General features: G+C 40.1%; 16 protein-coding genes and 1 tRNA gene. 11 read left to right on the forward strand and 6 right to left on the reverse strand.

All coding sequences use genetic code 11. The annotated features are described in order from the left end of the window. The 4 genes from NT175_05240 to NT175_05255 form a co-directional block, all read left to right on the forward strand. Positions 1–2,206: HYR domain-containing protein (locus tag NT175_05240; GenBank protein ID MCX6234119.1), on the forward strand; the 2,206-nt coding region annotated here is incomplete at its 5' end. A gap of 46 nt (positions 2,207–2,252) precedes the next feature. Then, on the forward strand, positions 2,253–3,170 hold the full coding sequence (locus NT175_05245; GenBank protein ID MCX6234120.1) for a type IX secretion system membrane protein PorP/SprF: 918 nt from the start codon (positions 2,253–2,255) through the stop codon (positions 3,168–3,170). A 136-nt stretch (positions 3,171–3,306) separates the two neighbouring features. Then, a complete protein-coding gene (locus NT175_05250; protein MCX6234121.1) occupies positions 3,307–3,702 on the forward strand; it encodes a HEPN domain-containing protein in 396 nt (131 codons plus the stop codon). Further along, a complete protein-coding gene (locus NT175_05255) occupies positions 3,672–3,986 on the forward strand; it encodes a nucleotidyltransferase domain-containing protein (GenBank protein MCX6234122.1) in 315 nt (104 codons plus the stop codon). Before NT175_05250 ends, NT175_05255 begins: the two co-directional genes overlap by 31 nt. A 172-nt stretch (positions 3,987–4,158) precedes the next feature. Here NT175_05255 and NT175_05260 read toward each other — a convergent pair whose 3' ends face one another. Continuing rightward, positions 4,159–5,877 (reverse strand): S8 family serine peptidase, encoded by a 1,719-nt coding sequence (locus tag NT175_05260; GenBank protein MCX6234123.1) that lies wholly within the window; start codon positions 5,875–5,877, stop codon positions 4,159–4,161. A 280-nt stretch (positions 5,878–6,157) separates the two neighbouring features. Here NT175_05260 and trmD point away from each other — a divergent pair, with 280 nt between their 5' ends. Together trmD and rplS are read left to right on the forward strand one after the other, a co-directional pair. After that, positions 6,158–6,847, forward strand: a complete 690-nt coding sequence (gene trmD, locus NT175_05265; protein ID MCX6234124.1) for a tRNA (guanosine(37)-N1)-methyltransferase TrmD — start codon at positions 6,158–6,160, stop codon at positions 6,845–6,847. A 138-nt stretch (positions 6,848–6,985) separates the two neighbouring features. Then, the gene (gene rplS, locus NT175_05270) at positions 6,986–7,339 is read left to right on the forward strand and encodes a 50S ribosomal protein L19 (GenBank protein ID MCX6234125.1); all 354 of its coding nucleotides are present in this window, start codon (positions 6,986–6,988) and stop codon (positions 7,337–7,339) included. A 3-nt stretch (positions 7,340–7,342) separates the two neighbouring features. On the opposite strand, the gene NT175_05275 is transcribed toward rplS, so the two are convergent. Together NT175_05275 and NT175_05280 are read right to left on the reverse strand one after the other, a co-directional pair. Next, entirely contained in the window at positions 7,343–8,344 is a 1,002-nt protein-coding gene (locus NT175_05275) for an ornithine carbamoyltransferase (GenBank protein MCX6234126.1), read from the reverse strand. A gap of 181 nt (positions 8,345–8,525) precedes the next feature. Further along, complete coding sequence (locus NT175_05280; GenBank protein ID MCX6234127.1) at positions 8,526–9,470, reverse strand: carbamate kinase; 945 nt, start codon at positions 9,468–9,470, stop codon at positions 8,526–8,528. A gap of 285 nt (positions 9,471–9,755) precedes the next feature. On the opposite strand from NT175_05280, the gene NT175_05285 reads away from it, so the two are divergent. The 4 genes from NT175_05285 to NT175_05300 all read left to right on the forward strand — a co-directional run bounded on the left by NT175_05285 (position 9,756) and on the right by NT175_05300 (position 13,985). Continuing rightward, a complete protein-coding gene (locus NT175_05285; GenBank protein ID MCX6234128.1) occupies positions 9,756–10,631 on the forward strand; it encodes a DMT family transporter in 876 nt (291 codons plus the stop codon). A 90-nt stretch (positions 10,632–10,721) separates the two neighbouring features. Beyond that, positions 10,722–12,026, forward strand: a complete 1,305-nt coding sequence (gene mtaB / locus NT175_05290) for a tRNA (N(6)-L-threonylcarbamoyladenosine(37)-C(2))-methylthiotransferase MtaB (protein MCX6234129.1) — start codon at positions 10,722–10,724, stop codon at positions 12,024–12,026. A gap of 9 nt (positions 12,027–12,035) precedes the next feature. Further along, entirely contained in the window at positions 12,036–13,193 is a 1,158-nt protein-coding gene (locus NT175_05295; GenBank protein MCX6234130.1) for a prolipoprotein diacylglyceryl transferase, read from the forward strand. After that, positions 13,194–13,985 carry an inositol monophosphatase family protein gene (locus tag NT175_05300; GenBank protein ID MCX6234131.1) on the forward strand — a complete coding sequence of 264 codons (792 nt, stop codon included), beginning with the start codon at positions 13,194–13,196 and terminating at the stop codon, positions 13,983–13,985. Positions 13,986–14,018: 33 nt separating this feature from the next. Here NT175_05300 and NT175_05305 read toward each other — a convergent pair. Both NT175_05305 and NT175_05310 read right to left on the reverse strand, forming a co-directional pair. Next, positions 14,019–14,091, reverse strand: a tRNA-Gly gene (locus NT175_05305). Positions 14,092–14,216: 125 nt separating this feature from the next. Further along, a complete protein-coding gene (locus NT175_05310; protein MCX6234132.1) occupies positions 14,217–14,891 on the reverse strand; it encodes a DUF4918 family protein in 675 nt (224 codons plus the stop codon). A 194-nt stretch (positions 14,892–15,085) separates the two neighbouring features. Between NT175_05310 and NT175_05315 the strand changes: the two genes are divergently transcribed. Further along, on the forward strand, positions 15,086–15,937 hold the full coding sequence (locus tag NT175_05315; protein ID MCX6234133.1) for a hypothetical protein: 852 nt from the start codon (positions 15,086–15,088) through the stop codon (positions 15,935–15,937). Here NT175_05315 and miaA read toward each other — a convergent pair. Next, on the reverse strand, positions 15,917–16,855 hold the full coding sequence (gene miaA, locus NT175_05320; GenBank protein MCX6234134.1) for a tRNA (adenosine(37)-N6)-dimethylallyltransferase MiaA: 939 nt from the start codon (positions 16,853–16,855) through the stop codon (positions 15,917–15,919). The genes NT175_05315 and miaA overlap by 21 nt on opposite strands. Positions 16,856–16,861 lie beyond the last annotated feature (6 nt).

Raw genomic sequence — 16,861 nt, forward strand, 5'->3', positions numbered from 1 at the left:
AGTGGATCTGGGAACAACAAGCACATCTGACAACTGCGGTGTGGCAACTGTTTCAAACAACGCCCCTGCCACTTTCCCTGTTGGAACAACTATTGTCATATGGACTGTTACTGATATATATGGCAACACTGCTCAGTGCACTCAACAGGTCGTGGTTGCCGATGAGGAAGATCCTTCCATTACCTGTCCGGCAAACATCAGCACCACTGCTGATGACGGTGAGTGCTTTGCAACAGTGTATCTGGGAACAACAAGCACATCTGACAACTGCGGTGTGGCAACTATTTCAAACAACGCCCCTGCCACTTTCCCTGTTGGAACAACCATTGTCATATGGACTGTTACCGATATATATGGGAACACTGCCCAGTGTACACAACAGATCGTGGTTGCCGATGAGGAAGATCCTTCCATTACCTGTCCGGCAAATATCAACACCACTACTGATAACGGTGAGTGCTTTGCAACAGTGGATCTGGGAACAACAAGCACATCTGACAACTGCGGTGTGGCAACTGTTTCAAACAACGCCCCTGCCACTTTCCCTGTTGGAACAACCATTGTCATATGGACTGTTACCGATATATATGGCAATACAGCCCAGTGCGAACAACAGGTCGTGATTGCCGATGAGGAATATCCTTCCATAACCTGTCCGGCAAATATCAACACTACTACTGATGACGGTGAGTGCTTAGCAACTGTAGATCTGGGAACGCCAAGCACATCTGACAACTGCGGTGTGGCAATTGTTTCAAACAACGCCCCTGCCACTTTCCCTGTTGGAACAACCATTGTCATATGGACTGTTACCGATATATATGGCAATACAGCCCAGTGCGAACAACAGGTCGTGGTTGCCGATGAGGAAGATCCTTCCATTACCTGTCCGGCAAACATCAGCATCACTAATGATGACGGAGAGTGCTTTGCAACAGTGGATCTGGGAACACCAGGCACATCCGACAACTGCGGTGTGGCAACTGTTTCAAACAACGCCCCTCCCACTTTCCCTGTTGGAATAACCATTGTCATATGGACTGTTACCGATATATATGGGAACAGTAACACATGTGAAATGACTGTGACCGTGACCGATGCAACTGAGCCATCAATTATCTGTCCTGAAAATATCCTTTTCATCACTGAAAAAGGAATATGTGAAGCAGATATCATTATTGATGAACCTGAAGTGAGCGACAACTGTGGAATTCTCACTTATGTTAACAGTTATAATGGCACCTCCAATGCATCCGGCACTTATCCTGTCGGTATAACAAATGTTATTTGGACTGTTACAGATATTAACTCCAATGCCAGTACATGCATAACTAACATATCCGTGATATCACCACCATTAGCCAATGATGATGTTGCAAGCACTCCGCAAAACACAGCATCTGATAATATTAATATCATAGATAATGATTTCGATTGCCTGAATTCATTAAATACGTCAACGCTCATTATTACCCGTCAGCCTTTAAATGGAAGTGTAATTGTGAATAATGCCACCGGAGCGATAACCTACACACCATTTATTGACTTTACCGGAGATGATGATTTTGATTACAAAGTATGTAATTTTAGTGGGCTCTGCGATACGGCGACGGTTTATATAAATATAACCCTAATAAACCATCCACCTGTGGCTGAAAATCTAATAGACTCAACGCTGGTTAATGTACCAAAGATAATTGATCTCAATGGTCATGTTTCAGACCCTGACGGCAATTCTCTTACCCTGAGTATTTGTAGTGAGCCGGCAAACGGTATCGTCACTATAAATGATGGTCTATTAGTCACCTACACGCCCTACCTGGATTATGAAGGATGGGATTCTATTTGCTATACCGTATGCGACAATGGCATTCCACAATTATGTGATGATGCATATATCTATATATATGTCCCTACAGGTCGAGAAGACTCAATCATAATTTATAATACCATAACACCAAATGGTGATGGATACAATGACTTCTTTTATATTGAAGGAATCGACCAGTATCCTGCAAATGAACTGTTGATCTTCAACCAATGGGGTGATCAGATCAGATCATTTAGGAATTATAACAATTCTGATGTACGTTGGGATGGAACAAATAAAAATGGAGGATTTTTGCCTGCCGGTACCTATTATTATATCCTCAAGTTGGAAAAAATTCAGCAGGTTTACAATGGCTGGGTCTATATACATCATTAATTATTGACTGAAAAACATAAAAAATAGTAACATAGAAAAAAATCATATGAGAAAGTTATTGATCTTCATTCTGTTGCTCTTAGGCTGTCAAGCTTTGGCACAGCATGATCCTCTTTACAGCCAGTATATGTTCAATCCTATTGTCATTAATCCTGGTTATTCGGGTAGCAGAGAAGTATTGACTGCAACGGTGGATAACCGCTATCAATGGGTGGGTATGGCCGGCGCTCCACGTACACTGACATTAAGCGTCCATTCGCCACTTCGAAATGAAAGCATCGCTGTCGGTGGTTATATTTATAGCTACAAATTGGGACCAAGCCAGGAATTTGGAGTTGTTGGTAACTATGTCTACAGGCTTACAGTTGGAAAGGCCAAATTATCATTGGGACTTCAGGTTGGGCTGACTCAACTCAATATTGACTGGGATAAAATATCCGTCAATGATGTAAATGACCCAATTTACCTGAACCGTCCCAACAGCAGACCCAGACCTGATGCAAACTTTGGCATTTATTACTACACCTCTAATTTCTATGTCGGACTATCATCGCGACACTTATTTGAGAATATAATCTCCCCTGTTTCATCTGATGAGATTGTTTATGCTAACCTGACCAGACATTTTTACCTGACAAGTGGCTATGCACTTGAAATCAATGATAATCTGGTCTTTAAACCCTCAACACTCATCAAGTACGCCCCTAATGCTCCGGTAAATGTTGACCTTAATGTGAGTTTATTGATGAAGAAGACTATTGAATTGGGTATTTCATACCGAAATCTGGTCAATGCCATAGTATTTATGGCACAATTGCACCTGGCACAGGGGCTTCGGATTGGGTATTCTTATGATGCGACATTAAGTGAGTTGAAAAACTATTCCAATGGTTCGCATGAGATAATGATCAGCTATGATTTCAGATTATTTAAATCAATAGAACTGACACCCAGATATTTCTGAGTCACCTTTTATCAAAAAGCGAGGAGTGAAGAGCGAAATATTTCGTTCGTCATTCGCTCTTCGCTATTCGTTTTTTATTTATGTAACTTTTCTCAATTATCAGATTTACCGTATATTTGTACAATATGCACAGCATATGAATGATAAACTCAGCTATTGGACCGATATTTCTGAATATGACCTTGAAACCGCAAAGGCCATGCTCGTTAGTAAGCGGTTCCTTTATGTCGGCTTTATGTGTCACCAGGCTATTGAAAAACTATTAAAAGCTTATTATGTTTCGGTGAAAGATGAAATGCCCCCATATTCGCATAACCTGACTTATCTCACCGAGAAATCTTCTTTATTATCACAGCTATCCGAAGATCAAAAATCATTTATCGATGAACTCGAGCCTTTGAATATAGAAGCCAGGTATCCTGAATATAAAGAACGCCTGTTACAGCATCTATCACATAAAAAGTGCAAAGAAATCATCAGTAAAACTGAATTGCTGAATACATGGATCAGACAGAAGTTATTGAAAAAGTAAAGCGATATGCCGAATTGGTAAGCGGTCATTTTGCCATCGAAAAGGTGGTTCTATACGGCTCACATGCCAGAGGGATGGCAGGGATCGACAGCGATATTGACGTGGCTATCGTCGTCAGGAAAATGGAAAAAGGTTTTTTTGAAGTCGAGCCTCTGTTATGGCGGTTGCGCCGCGAAATAGATTCCCTGATCGAGCCTGTTCTGGTTGAAGAAGATAATGATCCGGCAGGTTTCCTTAACGAAATACTAAAAACAGGTATCATTATTTATAATTCTGCAGTCTAAGGAGTATATATTACAAATCCCAAATTTCAAATATATCTCTTGTCCCCACGGCACCGACGTGAAGAGCGAAAAGCGAAGAGCGAAATATACCGTTCGCCATTCGCTCCTCGCTAATCGCTCCTCCAATCCGTTCGCCATTCGCTCCTCGCTAATCGCTCCTCATATTGGTAATTCAGAATTTAAGGATTCTGACAATCTGCACATTCTCTTTACTTCTGACTTTCAAGTAATAAAAGCCTCTTTTCAAAGCACTAAGGTTATTAATAGATTCAATATTCAGACCTGAATGAGCAACAAGAGATTTTTTAAATAACTGTCGGCCTGATACTTCAAATATTTCGATGATAATCTGGTCAGGTAATGTCAGATAAAACCTGATGAAGAAATCCTGCGTAAAAGGATTAGGTGTTACACTGATATTAAATAAATCTTCAAGTTTAAATTTGTCAGATATATTAAGAAAATTATTTGCGTCAGCATAATCCGGTATACCATATCCAATATAATAATCAGGATTTGAATATCTACTGCTGTTCGTTCGGATAGCATGAATGATATCCATGTTACCCGATGCAGGGTGTGCCTGCCAGAGACATGCCGTGATGCCGGCTATGATTGGCGAAGAAAACGACGTTCCGTTTCCCTGCCATGTTCCACCAAGGGGTGAGGCAATGACAGTGCCGGAGCCAACAGCAACAATATCAGGCTTTATTCTGTCATCATAAGTAGGGCCAATTGAACTGAATGATGCCCAGTTTCCGCTGCCATCGACCGCACCTATACTCAGCACACTGTCACCATCCGCCGGTGCTCCGACATATAACCATGATCCATTTGCATAATTACCCGCACTATTGCATACAATTAATCCTTTGCTGACAGCCAGGTCTGCTCCGAGTGTCACGGGACATGTCTGACCATCCATGTCCTCATAGGTATGATTTGCTATAGGATTATCAAATGTTGTATAACCTAATGACGAATTAAGAATATCTGCACCAACGCTATCGGCAAATTCGGCTCCTTCAATCCAGTAATATTCTTCAAGAAGATATTCTGCTGTAGCATCTTCAGTTCTAATCAGGTAATAACTTGCACCAGGAGCTGTGCCGACTATTTCACCTGGCAGATTACCACCCATCACCGACAGGACCATCATACCATGCTGGCTGATAGTTGTATCGTACACATTACCACCATGTTCCACAAAATTCCGGACACCAAGTATGCAATCGTGTGCCCAGAGTGTGTCAAATACCGGTAACATGTCGACACGCCAAAAACCAGCATCAAGTACGGCGATGATCTTTCCTGCTCCTGTAAATCCCATATTATGCAAAGGAATTCCATTGATCATGTTTATCTGGTTCCATGATGCGCCATAGTCAAATGAATCAGCAACATTATTTAACTCCAATATTTTTTTACCTGGTTGCTGTAAAAAAGACTCACCTGAAAAAAATGGCTTTATATTAAGATCAGGTTCTCCTGAAACAAAAACATTGATTCCCTTTCGCATATATCCTGCATCAACCACCTCTCTTACACAAGCTAACTGACTGATGTCATCAATGGATACATTTTCACTGATTTCAATAATGACCAGGTTTAACCAGTGTGAGGTAACCAGAATCTCAGCTCCAAGACTTTGCAGTGTATTAAGATACTTAGGATTAACAGGTAAATCATCCTCTCTGATGGTAATGCCTTGCCTTTGTCTTCTTTCAATAGCACGGGGAGATAAAAAAGCTTCAGGAAACTGTATACTAAAAGGTGAATTGTTCTTATCAGTGAATTTTATCAAAAAAGTCGATTTCCCATTTTGGGAATATAAATTGGGTACCGATACGATCAGTAAAAGGAACAGCAGGATATATTTCCGGGTCATCATAATTATGCCTATTTTAGGTTAGAATTCGTGATCTGAATTACCCCGTGCTTTAGCTCGGGGTCAAAAAACAACACAAAACCGGGCTTTAGCACAAAACCTTGTATATGATATGGTATATTTGATGCCTTTGTTACGGGCTAAAGCCCAGGTTTTTTTAGCTGCCTGAAACCCTGGCCTGAAGTCCGGGGTAATTCAAATCAGGAATTCTAACCTTAGGTACGCATTTTTGCGATGACCCAAAATTATATTATTTTAGTAAAATAATGCTAAAAATAAATCTATGCGGATAGACCTGCTGACAATTTTTCCGGAAATGTTCGAGAGTCCTTTCAATTATTCAATAATTAAGAGAGCTCAGGAGAAAGGGATTTCCGAGATACAGATCACCGACATCAGGGATTATGCTACCGGTAAGCACAAAAATGTAGATGATTATCCATATGGCGGCGGTTCGGGAATGGTCATGATGATTGAACCCATTGCCAGGTGTATTGAGGAATTAAAATCAAAACGAAATTATGACGACATAATTTATCTGACGCCTGACGGGGAGTTGTTAAATCAAAGGATAGCTAATCATCTTTCGACATTTAACAACATTATCATACTCTGTGGACATTATAAAGGTATTGATCAGCGCATCAGGGACTACTATATAACGAAAGAAATATCAATTGGAAACTATGTTTTATCTGGTGGCGAAATAGCCGCTTTTGTATTATGCGATGCCATTATCAGATTGATTCCCGGTGTTCTTGGCGATGAAACCTCTGCCCTTTCCGATTCCTTTCAGGATGATATTCTTTCTCCTCCGGTCTATACCCGACCTTATGACTATAAGGGACTCAGAGTACCTGATGTATTGCTATCAGGGAATGACAAGGAAATTGCCAATTGGAGATATGAAAAGGCACTTGAACGGACCAAACAACACCGACCTGATATGCTTAACGACGAAAATCTACAATAAAATCAACTTTTATTTGATAACAAGTTGATGTTTATAAATCATCACTTAAAAATCTTTCATCATAATTGCATAAATTAAAAATAATCATCTATATTTGCACTCCTTTTTGGAGAAAGCACATTTAAAATAGCCGCAGCAATGGGAAAGCACGAGTTGTTAAAATATATTGAAAGTCAGATTCCGGTTAAACAATTTCCGGATTTTAAGGCCGGGGATACCATAACCGTTCAGTATAAGATCATTGAGGGAAATAAGGAACGTTTTCAAAGTTTCCAGGGTGTTGTCCTGCAAAGATCTGGAAGTGGACCCACGGAAACTTTCACAGTCAGGAAAATTTCAGGTAATGTTGGTGTGGAAAGAATTTTTCCGGTCTCTTCACCCTTTCTTGAAGAGATCGTTGTTAATAAAAAAGGTGTGGTGCGCCGTGCCCGCATTTTTTATCTCCGTGAACGCAGGGGAAAGAGTTCCAGAATACGTGAACAACGGCAATAGCTTTTAATCACCAAGTGTGGCAACCATGACGGCTTTTATAGTATGTAACCGATTTTCAGCCTGATCAAAAACAACAGAAGCAGGCGATTCAAATACATCGTCTGTCACCTCCATTGCTGAAATGCCATATTGCTTCTCGATTTCCTTTCCAATTTTAGTATCCGTATTGTGGAATGCAGGAAGACAATGCATGAATTTTACATTTGGATTACCCGATTTATCCAGAACGGATTTATTGATCTGATAAGGTAACATTTCTTTAATTCTTTGAGCCCATAACTCCTTTGCTTCACCCATTGAAAGCCAAACGTCGGTATAGAGAAAATCAACACCCTTTACTGCTTTGGAAACATCCTCGGTAATCGTGATTTTTGCACCGGTATCTTTTGCTATTTCTTTGCTTTTCTTAACCAGTTCCTGATGTGGGTGACATGACCGGGGTGCGGCAGCACGAAAATCCATGCCCATTTTTGCTGCAGCTACCATCAACGAATTGCCCATATTATTCCTGGCATCACCAAGATAGGCAAAAGCAATTTTATTTAATGGTTTGCTACAATGCTCCATCATAGTCATCATATCAGCAAGTGCCTGTGTTGGATGAAATTCATCAGTAAGCCCATTCCACACAGGCACACCCGAATATTTTGCCAGTTCTTCGACAATAGCCTGCCCAAAGCCACGGTATTCAATGCCATCATATAATCGCCCAAGAACACGGGCAGTATCTTTCATGGTCTCTTTATGGCCTATCTGGGTTCCTGCCGGATCGAGATAAGTTACATGAGCACCTTGATCGTATGCGGCGACTTCAAATGCACAACGAGTCCGCGTAGATGTCTTTTCAAAGATCAACGCAATGTTTTTACCTTTTAGCTTTTGTTGTTCCGTACCGGCATATTTTGCCTGTTTAAGATCAATAGCGAGATTTAGTAAAAACATAATCTCCTGCGATGTGAAATCCAATTCCTTTAAAAAGCTGCGATTTTTTAAATTAAATGGCATAAATTTTTTATTTAATAATTAAGAATCATATATCGACTCATTAATATTCCCTAATCAGTCCCCTCTCTTTTCAAAATCACCTCGTTCCTCGCTCCTCGTTTTTCGTTCCTCGCTCTTCGCTCCTTGCTCTTCGCTCTTCGTTTTTCGCTTCTCGCTTCTCGCTCTTCGCTCCTCGCTCCTCCTAAACCATGCTAATCCTCGTCCCACCATCATCCACCCCCAGCAGTGTCGATTTTGTAATGATGGTATCCTGACCGCTATGTTCAACGAAATAAATAGCAGCCCGGATTTTAGGCGCCATACTTCCTTCAGGGAAATGACCTTCATCCAGATATCGTTTAGCTTCAGCAATCGACATACGATCAATGGTCTTTTCCTGTGGGGTATTAAAATTCAAACATACCTTGGGTACATCGGTAAGGATAAAAAAACGGTAGGCGCGTATCTGTGCCGCCAGCAATGCTGATGCAAGATCTTTATCAATTACCGAATCGATACCCTGAAGCCGATTTTCCGATATATAAAATGCCGGTATTCCACCACCGCCAACAGCGATTACAATCTGTCCCTCCCGGGCTATACGTTCGATGGTTTTGGTATTCCATATAACAAGCGGCTTTGGTGAAGCGACCACCCGTCTGTAACCTCTTCCCTGCGGATCTTTTGAAAAATGGGCACCAGTCAGCTCGGTAATTTTCTCCGATTCAACCTTAGAATAAAACGGACCTATAGGCTTGGTCGGATTTGTAAATGCCAGATCATCCTTATTAACAAGTACTTGTGTCACAATTGTTATGACATCTCTGTCAATATCATGAATTTTAAGGACATTCCTTAACTGCTGCTCAATTACATATCCGATAAATCCCTGCGAATAGGCCACGCATATATCAAGTGGCATTTCAGGTATACTGTACATTTTAAATCCTGCGGCGTTGGCCTCCATAATATTACCAACCTGTGGCCCATTCCCATGTGTGATCACAAGGTCATATCCCCTCTCTATCAGCTTCATTAAACGTTCGCACGTTTCGAATGCATTTGCCTCCTGCTCGTTAATGGTGCCTTTCTGATTTCCCGTAATCAGGGCATTACCTCCGAATGCCACAACCCCAAGCTTCTTCATGTCTAATTAATTTGGCCTCACCCCCTTCACCCCCTCTCCTCCAGGAGAGGGGGTGAAGGGGGTGAGGTGGCTAGTTCATACCAATTTATTTATTTAGCAGACAAAACTATAAATATTTACGCTAAACCTTTCGATGATTGTCCATTTTTTTTAACTTACGTACTTTTGGGGTGCGGAAGGTAATATGAATTACCCCGGACTGAAGTCCGGGGTAATTTAAATCACGAATTCAAACCCCAGGTGCGCGTTATTGTGATGAAACTTTAATATCTTATATTTCAGCCATTGAACAACCAGCGGAAAGCATACATTTACGCCTTGACCGCAGTTTTATTCTGGTCAACGATCGGATCTGCTTTTAAGATTACATTAGGTTATATTGATTTCATTCAACTGGTTCTTTACTCATCCCTGATATCCGTTTTCATCCTGCTCGTTCTGGTCATAATCCAAAAAAAAATAATGTTATTAAAGCAATTATCTGTAAAGGATTTTTGGCGGTCGGCGGGCATGGGATTTTTAAATCCTTTTCTATTCTATTTAGTACTTATCAAAGCTTATGATATTCTGCTTGCACAGGAGGCGGTCGTATTGAACTATGTCTGGCCAATGACACTTGTACTTCTTTCAATACCTGTACTGAAACAAAAAATCACTCTTTCAAGTATTCTTGCCATCTTCATAAGTTTTTTCGGTGTCGTCATCATTACATTACAGGGAGATTTCACACATCTGCGGTTTACGAACCTGCTCGGTGTTATCCTTGCTTTAGGAAGCACGGTTATATGGGCATTCTTCTGGCTATTCAATATGAAAGATAAGAGAGAGGAAGTTACAAAGCTCCTCCTCAACTTTACGTTTGGATTTTTATATGTCCTGATTTTCGCTCTATTTTCAAAGGCAACTACTATGTCGGATATACGCGGATTACCTGGTGTGATATATATCGGCATATTTGAGATGGGAATAACCTACGTGATCTGGCTTAAAGCACTGCAATTGTCAAAAACCACTGCCAAAGTTTCAAACCTGATATTTATCTCACCCTTTTTATCGTTATTCTTTGTATCTGTTTTTGTTGGGGAAAAGATTATGTGGTATACCATAATAGGGCTTGGGTTTATTATCGGCGGCATTATTCTTCAGCGATTCGTAAAATAATAAATCAGTAACTTTCATTGCGTTGTCATTGTATTGAGGATAAGAAAGTTTATCATCCTGGTACCGCAACTATTCCTAACTTTGCATCTAATGGATAAAATGAGGATAGCTTTTCATACCTTCGGTTGCAAGCTGAATTTCTCCGAAACATCAACTATTGCCAGGGATTTACCACAAGATCAGTTTGAAATAGTTGACTTTCACGCCAATGCTGATATCTACATTATTCATTCCTGCGCAGTAACAGCCGCAGCAGAAAAAAAATGCAGACAAACTATCCGCCACATTAAAAGGATTCATCCCGCGGCATCGGTAATTGTTATTGGATGTTTTGCTCAACTAAGACCTGATGAATTAGCAGACATGGACGAAGTAGACCTCTTACTCGGTAGTGACAATAAATTCAAACTGAAGGAATTCCTTACTTCTGCACCGACTCTCAAGCATGGAGAAGTGCATATCAACGATATCATGCAAGTCAAAACTTTCACTCCTTCATATTCTCTGTCAGACAGGACCCGTTCGTTCCTGAAAATACAGGATGGATGTGACTATTTTTGCAGCTATTGTGCTATTCCTCTGGCCCGGGGACGCAGCAGAAGCGCGACAATTTCTGATACAGTCAAGATCACTGGACTAATTGCTGCTAATGATATAAAAGAGATCGTACTGACAGGGGTGAATATCGGTGATTTTGGCAAAAATCAGAACGAGACCTTTTACGGACTGCTCAAGGAACTTGATAAAACCGATGGAATTGAACGCATCAGAATATCCTCAATTGAACCTGATCTTCTTTCAAGCGAAATCATAAATTTCGTCGCCGGATCAGAAAAAATCATGCCCCATTTTCATATCCCATTACAATCAGGTTCAAACAGGATACTTAAAGCCATGCATCGAAAATATTCAAAGGAATTGTTTGCTGACAAGGTTAATGAAATAAAAAGTATCATGCCGGATTGCTGCATTGCAGCCGATGTGATCGTGGGTTTCCCGGGTGAAAGTGAAGAATATTACAGGGAAACATACAGTTTCATTGATTCGCTTGATATATCGTATGTACATGTATTTTCCTATTCAGAAAGACCCAATACATACTCCTCTAAGGTTGAGGGGAAAGTCCATCCATCAGTCATCAAAGACCGGAGTAAAAGACTCCATGAGCTATCTCAAAAGAAAAAAATGACCTTCTATGAAAATAACAGAAACCGGATATCCAAAGTTCTTTTTGAATCTGATCCAAATAAAAACCATCTTTTTGGTTTTACTGAAAATTATATCCACGTAAAAGCACCGTTCAAAACTGAATTAATCAATCAGATAATTACTTTAATATTAAATAAAATGGATGACGAAGGAAATTATCTGTTTAATTTTGAAAAATCATTATAGGAATCAAACATGTTTCCAAAACTAAGCGACCTCATTCAGTATCTGACAGGAGTCAATATAAAATTACCAATACAAACATATGGCTTTTTTGTTGCTTTAGGGTTTCTTACCGCAGCAACTATTATATGGAAGGAACTTAAAAGAAAAGAAAATGAAGGTATCCTTAAATCACAAAACAAGAAAGTTTGGAAAGGTAAACCGGCAACAACGCAGGAACTTCTGACATCGGCCTTGCTAGGATTTGTTGTGGGATGGAAGATAATTGGAATGATTACCAATTATTCATTCTTTGCCGATAATCCGCAGGAATTTATCCTGTCAGGTAAGGGTAGCATTATCGGGGGTATTGTAATAGCTGCTTTATCTGTTTATCTTAATTACCGTAAAAAACAAAAACAACGGCTTGAGAAACCTATTCAGGAAGAGGTTACTACTCATCCATACCAGTTGACCGGCAATATAGTCCTTGTAGCGGCCATCTTTGGGGTTCTTGGCTCAAAAATATTCGACATCTTTGAACATTTTGATGATTTGATAACGGATCCTATTGGGACTATATTTTCATTCAGCGGATTGACATTTTATGGGGGTCTTATCATAGCCGCATTTGCAGTTTCCATATATGCTGAAAGGAATGCCATTCGCTGGCCACATATTGCTGATGTAGTGGCTCCCGGTCTGATAATTGCCTATGCCATTGGTCGCATTGGTTGTCAGCTCTCCGGGGATGGATGCTGGGGAATTCCCAATCCCGATCCGCCGCCTTCCTGGCTGAGTTTCCTCCCCCACTGGATGTGGGCTTCCGGCTTTCCACATAATGTTGTTAACGAAGGCATCAGGATTCCCGATTGTAATGGAGCCCATTGTTATGTATTAAGCACTCCGGTATTTCCGACTTCATTTTACGAAACGGTCTTTTGTACCATTCTATTTTTGATTTTATGGTTCATGCGCAAAAGATTGAGAGTACCTGGCTTCTTATTCAGCATGTACCTCATCTTAAACGGCATAGAGCGATTATTCATCGAACAGATCAGAGTGAATATCAAGCATAGGTTTCTTGGAATAGAAGTTACACAGGCTGAAGTCATCGCAGTATGCCTGATATTATTAGGTATTATTGGATTAAAGTATTTCCAGTGGAAACAAAAAAGAAGCGTGACCTAGATGGACCTTGAAATAATTTGTAAGAAAGTCTGTGATATCTCACTTGATGTGGGAATTTTCATTCAGTCGGAACTCAATAAATTGAGGCAAGGTGATATTCAAACCAAAAGCTTCAATAATTTTGTCACATATGTGGATATGGCTTCTGAAAAAAAACTGACTGGAGAGCTCTTAAAAATTCTTCCTGAGGCAGGCTTTATTGTTGAAGAGAACACTATCAGCAAAAGAGGAAAACGTTTGCAATGGGTGATCGATCCTCTTGACGGAACGACGAACTATATCCATTCTCTGCCAATTTTTTCCATTAGCATTGCCCTGTTGGATGACAATGACACAATCCTTGGCGTGGTATATGAAATAAATTCCAGGGAATGTTTTTATGCTTGGAAAGGAAGTCAGGCTTTTATGAATAAAAAAACCATTCACGTCTCTCCTGCCCTCTCCCTTAAGGAATCTTTACTGGCAACTGGATTTCCATATTATGATTACGGAAAAATGGAAGCATACCTTCATCTTCTGAAATATTTGATGAAAAATTCTCATGGAATACGCCGTCTTGGTTCCGCTGCTGTCGATCTGTCATACGTTGCCTGTGGACGCTTTGAGGGTTTTTATGAATATGGTCTGAATCCATGGGATGTGGCTGCAGGCGCCTTTATTGTTCAAAGGGCAGGAGGACAAATATGTGATTTTAAAGGTGGCATGGATTATCTTTACGGTAAAGAGATCATTGCAACAAATGGTTTGATCCATAATGAAATGCTTAAAGCCATCGGTAATTATTTTAAATGAAAGAGCCCCAATCTAGTCAGGGGCTCGCAGATGAGCGGAAAACGGGGTTCGAACCCGCGACCCTCAGCTTGGGAAGCTGATGCTCTGCCAACTGAGCTACTTCCGCCTAATTTATATTTGACAATTGAAGATAATTTATTAATCTGTTACATACAGGTACAAAAATATAGAATTTTTAAAAATCAACCTGCGAAATAATTAATTGTTAATTATTCATCTTTAGTTCATTGATCAAATGGTCTTTAGAGCATCAACGTACAATTTCACGAATTCTCCCCTCCTTTTCTGTCTATACTGCATAATCCATCGTGGATGAGGCAGAGAATAAATATTGTTGAAAAGCGATAGATCTTCATTCAGGGTCTTCAGCACCTCAAGATTTCTTCCAGCTCCAAGGCAAAAGCAAATGTCAGTTGTTATGCCAAAATCCATCTGTTCCATAAAACACTTTCCGATAAAATCGTGCAGTTTTATAAGGAGTTCCTTACTATCATAATAATTATAATTCTTGCCATCTTTCAGAAAACCAAGAGGGCTTATAGCGCTTATATAAAATATGGAATAAAATTGCTCCGGGCCGCCAAATGCACTGATGACATCATAAATGAATACAGATGAGAGTTCCGGTTTTTTATTGAAGGTATTTGCGATACCGCATTGCTTTTCAAGCCGGATGGGATCAGTAAATGGAATACCGGTCACCCCTCCTCCAAATCTGCCCGGATTAATTCCAAGTATCATTATCCTTTTATTGTTATCATTAAAAAATCGTGAATAAAAGGAGTTAATGATCCGTTTGACTTCCATAGTTTTAAAAGGATTCATCACCTCAATGCCTTCAGGCAAGGAGAATTGTATATCCAGAGCAGAGTAAAAATTAACAATTTGTTCAGAAATTGTTGGCATATTCTTATTTATAGAGCAAATAGATGATAATTATCCGGCTTCTAAGTTATACTTTTTACTCATATCATGAAAATGCAATACCTTCGCTTTAACATTCCGCATCGAGTTGCGGGGAATTTAACCAAACCACCTCACCCCCTTCACCCCCTCTCCTGGAGGAGAGGGGGACGGGGGGTGAGGTCAATTGAACAGCCATGATACTAATTGCTGACAGCGGTGCCACTAAAACCGACTGGGCCATCATACATAATATAGATGAAATACGAACAGCTCAAACTATTGGATTCAATCCATATTTTATCAAATCAGAAGGTATTCTGGAAGAACTCGAAAAGAACCTGTATCCGTTTCTTGATAATAGTAAAGTAAACGCTGTTCATTTTTACGGTGCTGGATGTTCTACACCAAAAAATTGCGATATCGTTTCATCGGCACTTGAAGATTTTTTCAGGAACGCTGATATCCAGGTTGAGCATGATTTACTGGGCTCGGCAAGAGCATTATGCGGGCATAAGGAAGGTATTGCATGTATCCTTGGGACTGGATCCAATTCGTGTTATTATGATGGTAAAGAAATTAAGGAAAATGTCTCCTCCATGGGTTTTGTCTTAGCAGATGAAGGCAGCGGAGCTTATATGGGGAAACAATTAGTGAGGGATTATTTCCTTGAGGAAATGCCTGCAAATATTCGTGATAAATTTGAAAACAAATATCACCTGACCCTTGAGACAACATTGGATGCAGTATATAACAAGCCAAGGCCTAACAGGTTTCTTGCTTCTTTCGCATATTTCCTTTCGGAGAATATTCATGAACCATATATAACTGAACTCATTAAAAATGCTTTCAATAACTTTCTCAGATTCCAGGTTATGAAATATTCGCGTTATAAAGATCTCTCCTTAAATGCTGTCGGATCGATTGCCATTCAATTTAAAAAATTACTGAAGGAAGTAGCAGAAGAAAAGGGCATCAAGACAGGTAAAATCCTTCAAACGCCAATGGATGGTCTTGTTTGTTACCATTTATACCCCATGGATCCGTAACCTATTCTTAATATAGGTCACTATGGCATGGCATTCATGAGGACTGAACCACATGATGTCCTGATCTTTTTTAAACCAGGTCAGTTGTCGCTTGGCATAATGCCTTGAATCGGTTTTGATTTTCCCGATTGCCTTATCAAGTGCAATTCGTCCATCGAGATATTCAAATAACTCTTTATATCCGACTGTATTTAATGCATTCAAGTGCCTGTATGGCCATAACGAGCGGGCTTCATCAATCAGGCCATCTTCAATCATTTGATCTACACGCTGGTTGATGCGGGCGAAGAGCTCCTCACGCGGAAGATCAAGTCCGATTTTTACAGTAATATAATTCCGTGCTTTAGGTTTGCTTAAGCGTAACTCAGAAAATTTTTTACCTGTTGTCATGCAAACCTCCAAAGCTCGCATAAGACGTTTTGGATTATGTTTATCTACCACCGTAAAGTATTCAGGATCAAGAGTACTCAAATCCTTCTGTAAAGATGCAATGCCTTCCTTTTTCCATTTCTCTTGCAGATATTTTCTTAAATCGGGATCGGGATCAGGAAGTACATCAATCCCTTTACAGACAGCATCAATGTACAGCCCTGATCCACCAACAAGGACTACATACTTTTTGCTCGAATAAAGGGTTGTCAATAAATTAAGGACGTCGGTCTCGAATTTATAGACGTTGTAAGGATCCGTGACATTTAAATGTCCGATAAAATGATGTCTTACCTGTGCCAGCTGATCAAGTGATGGTGATGCAGTGCCTATTTTCAGCTCTTTATAAAACTGTCGGGAATCAGCAGAGATTATCTCGGTGTGGAATAAATTAGCCAGTTCGATAGATATTGTTGTTTTACCAATAGCCGTAGGTCCAATAATAACAATAAGGAATTTGAAAGGCTGTTGAGTAACCAGGTTTACCATTTAGTG

This window comes from Bacteroidota bacterium (assembly GCA_026391695.1).
GTDB lineage: Bacteria > Bacteroidota > Bacteroidia > Bacteroidales > JAGONC01 > JAPLDP01.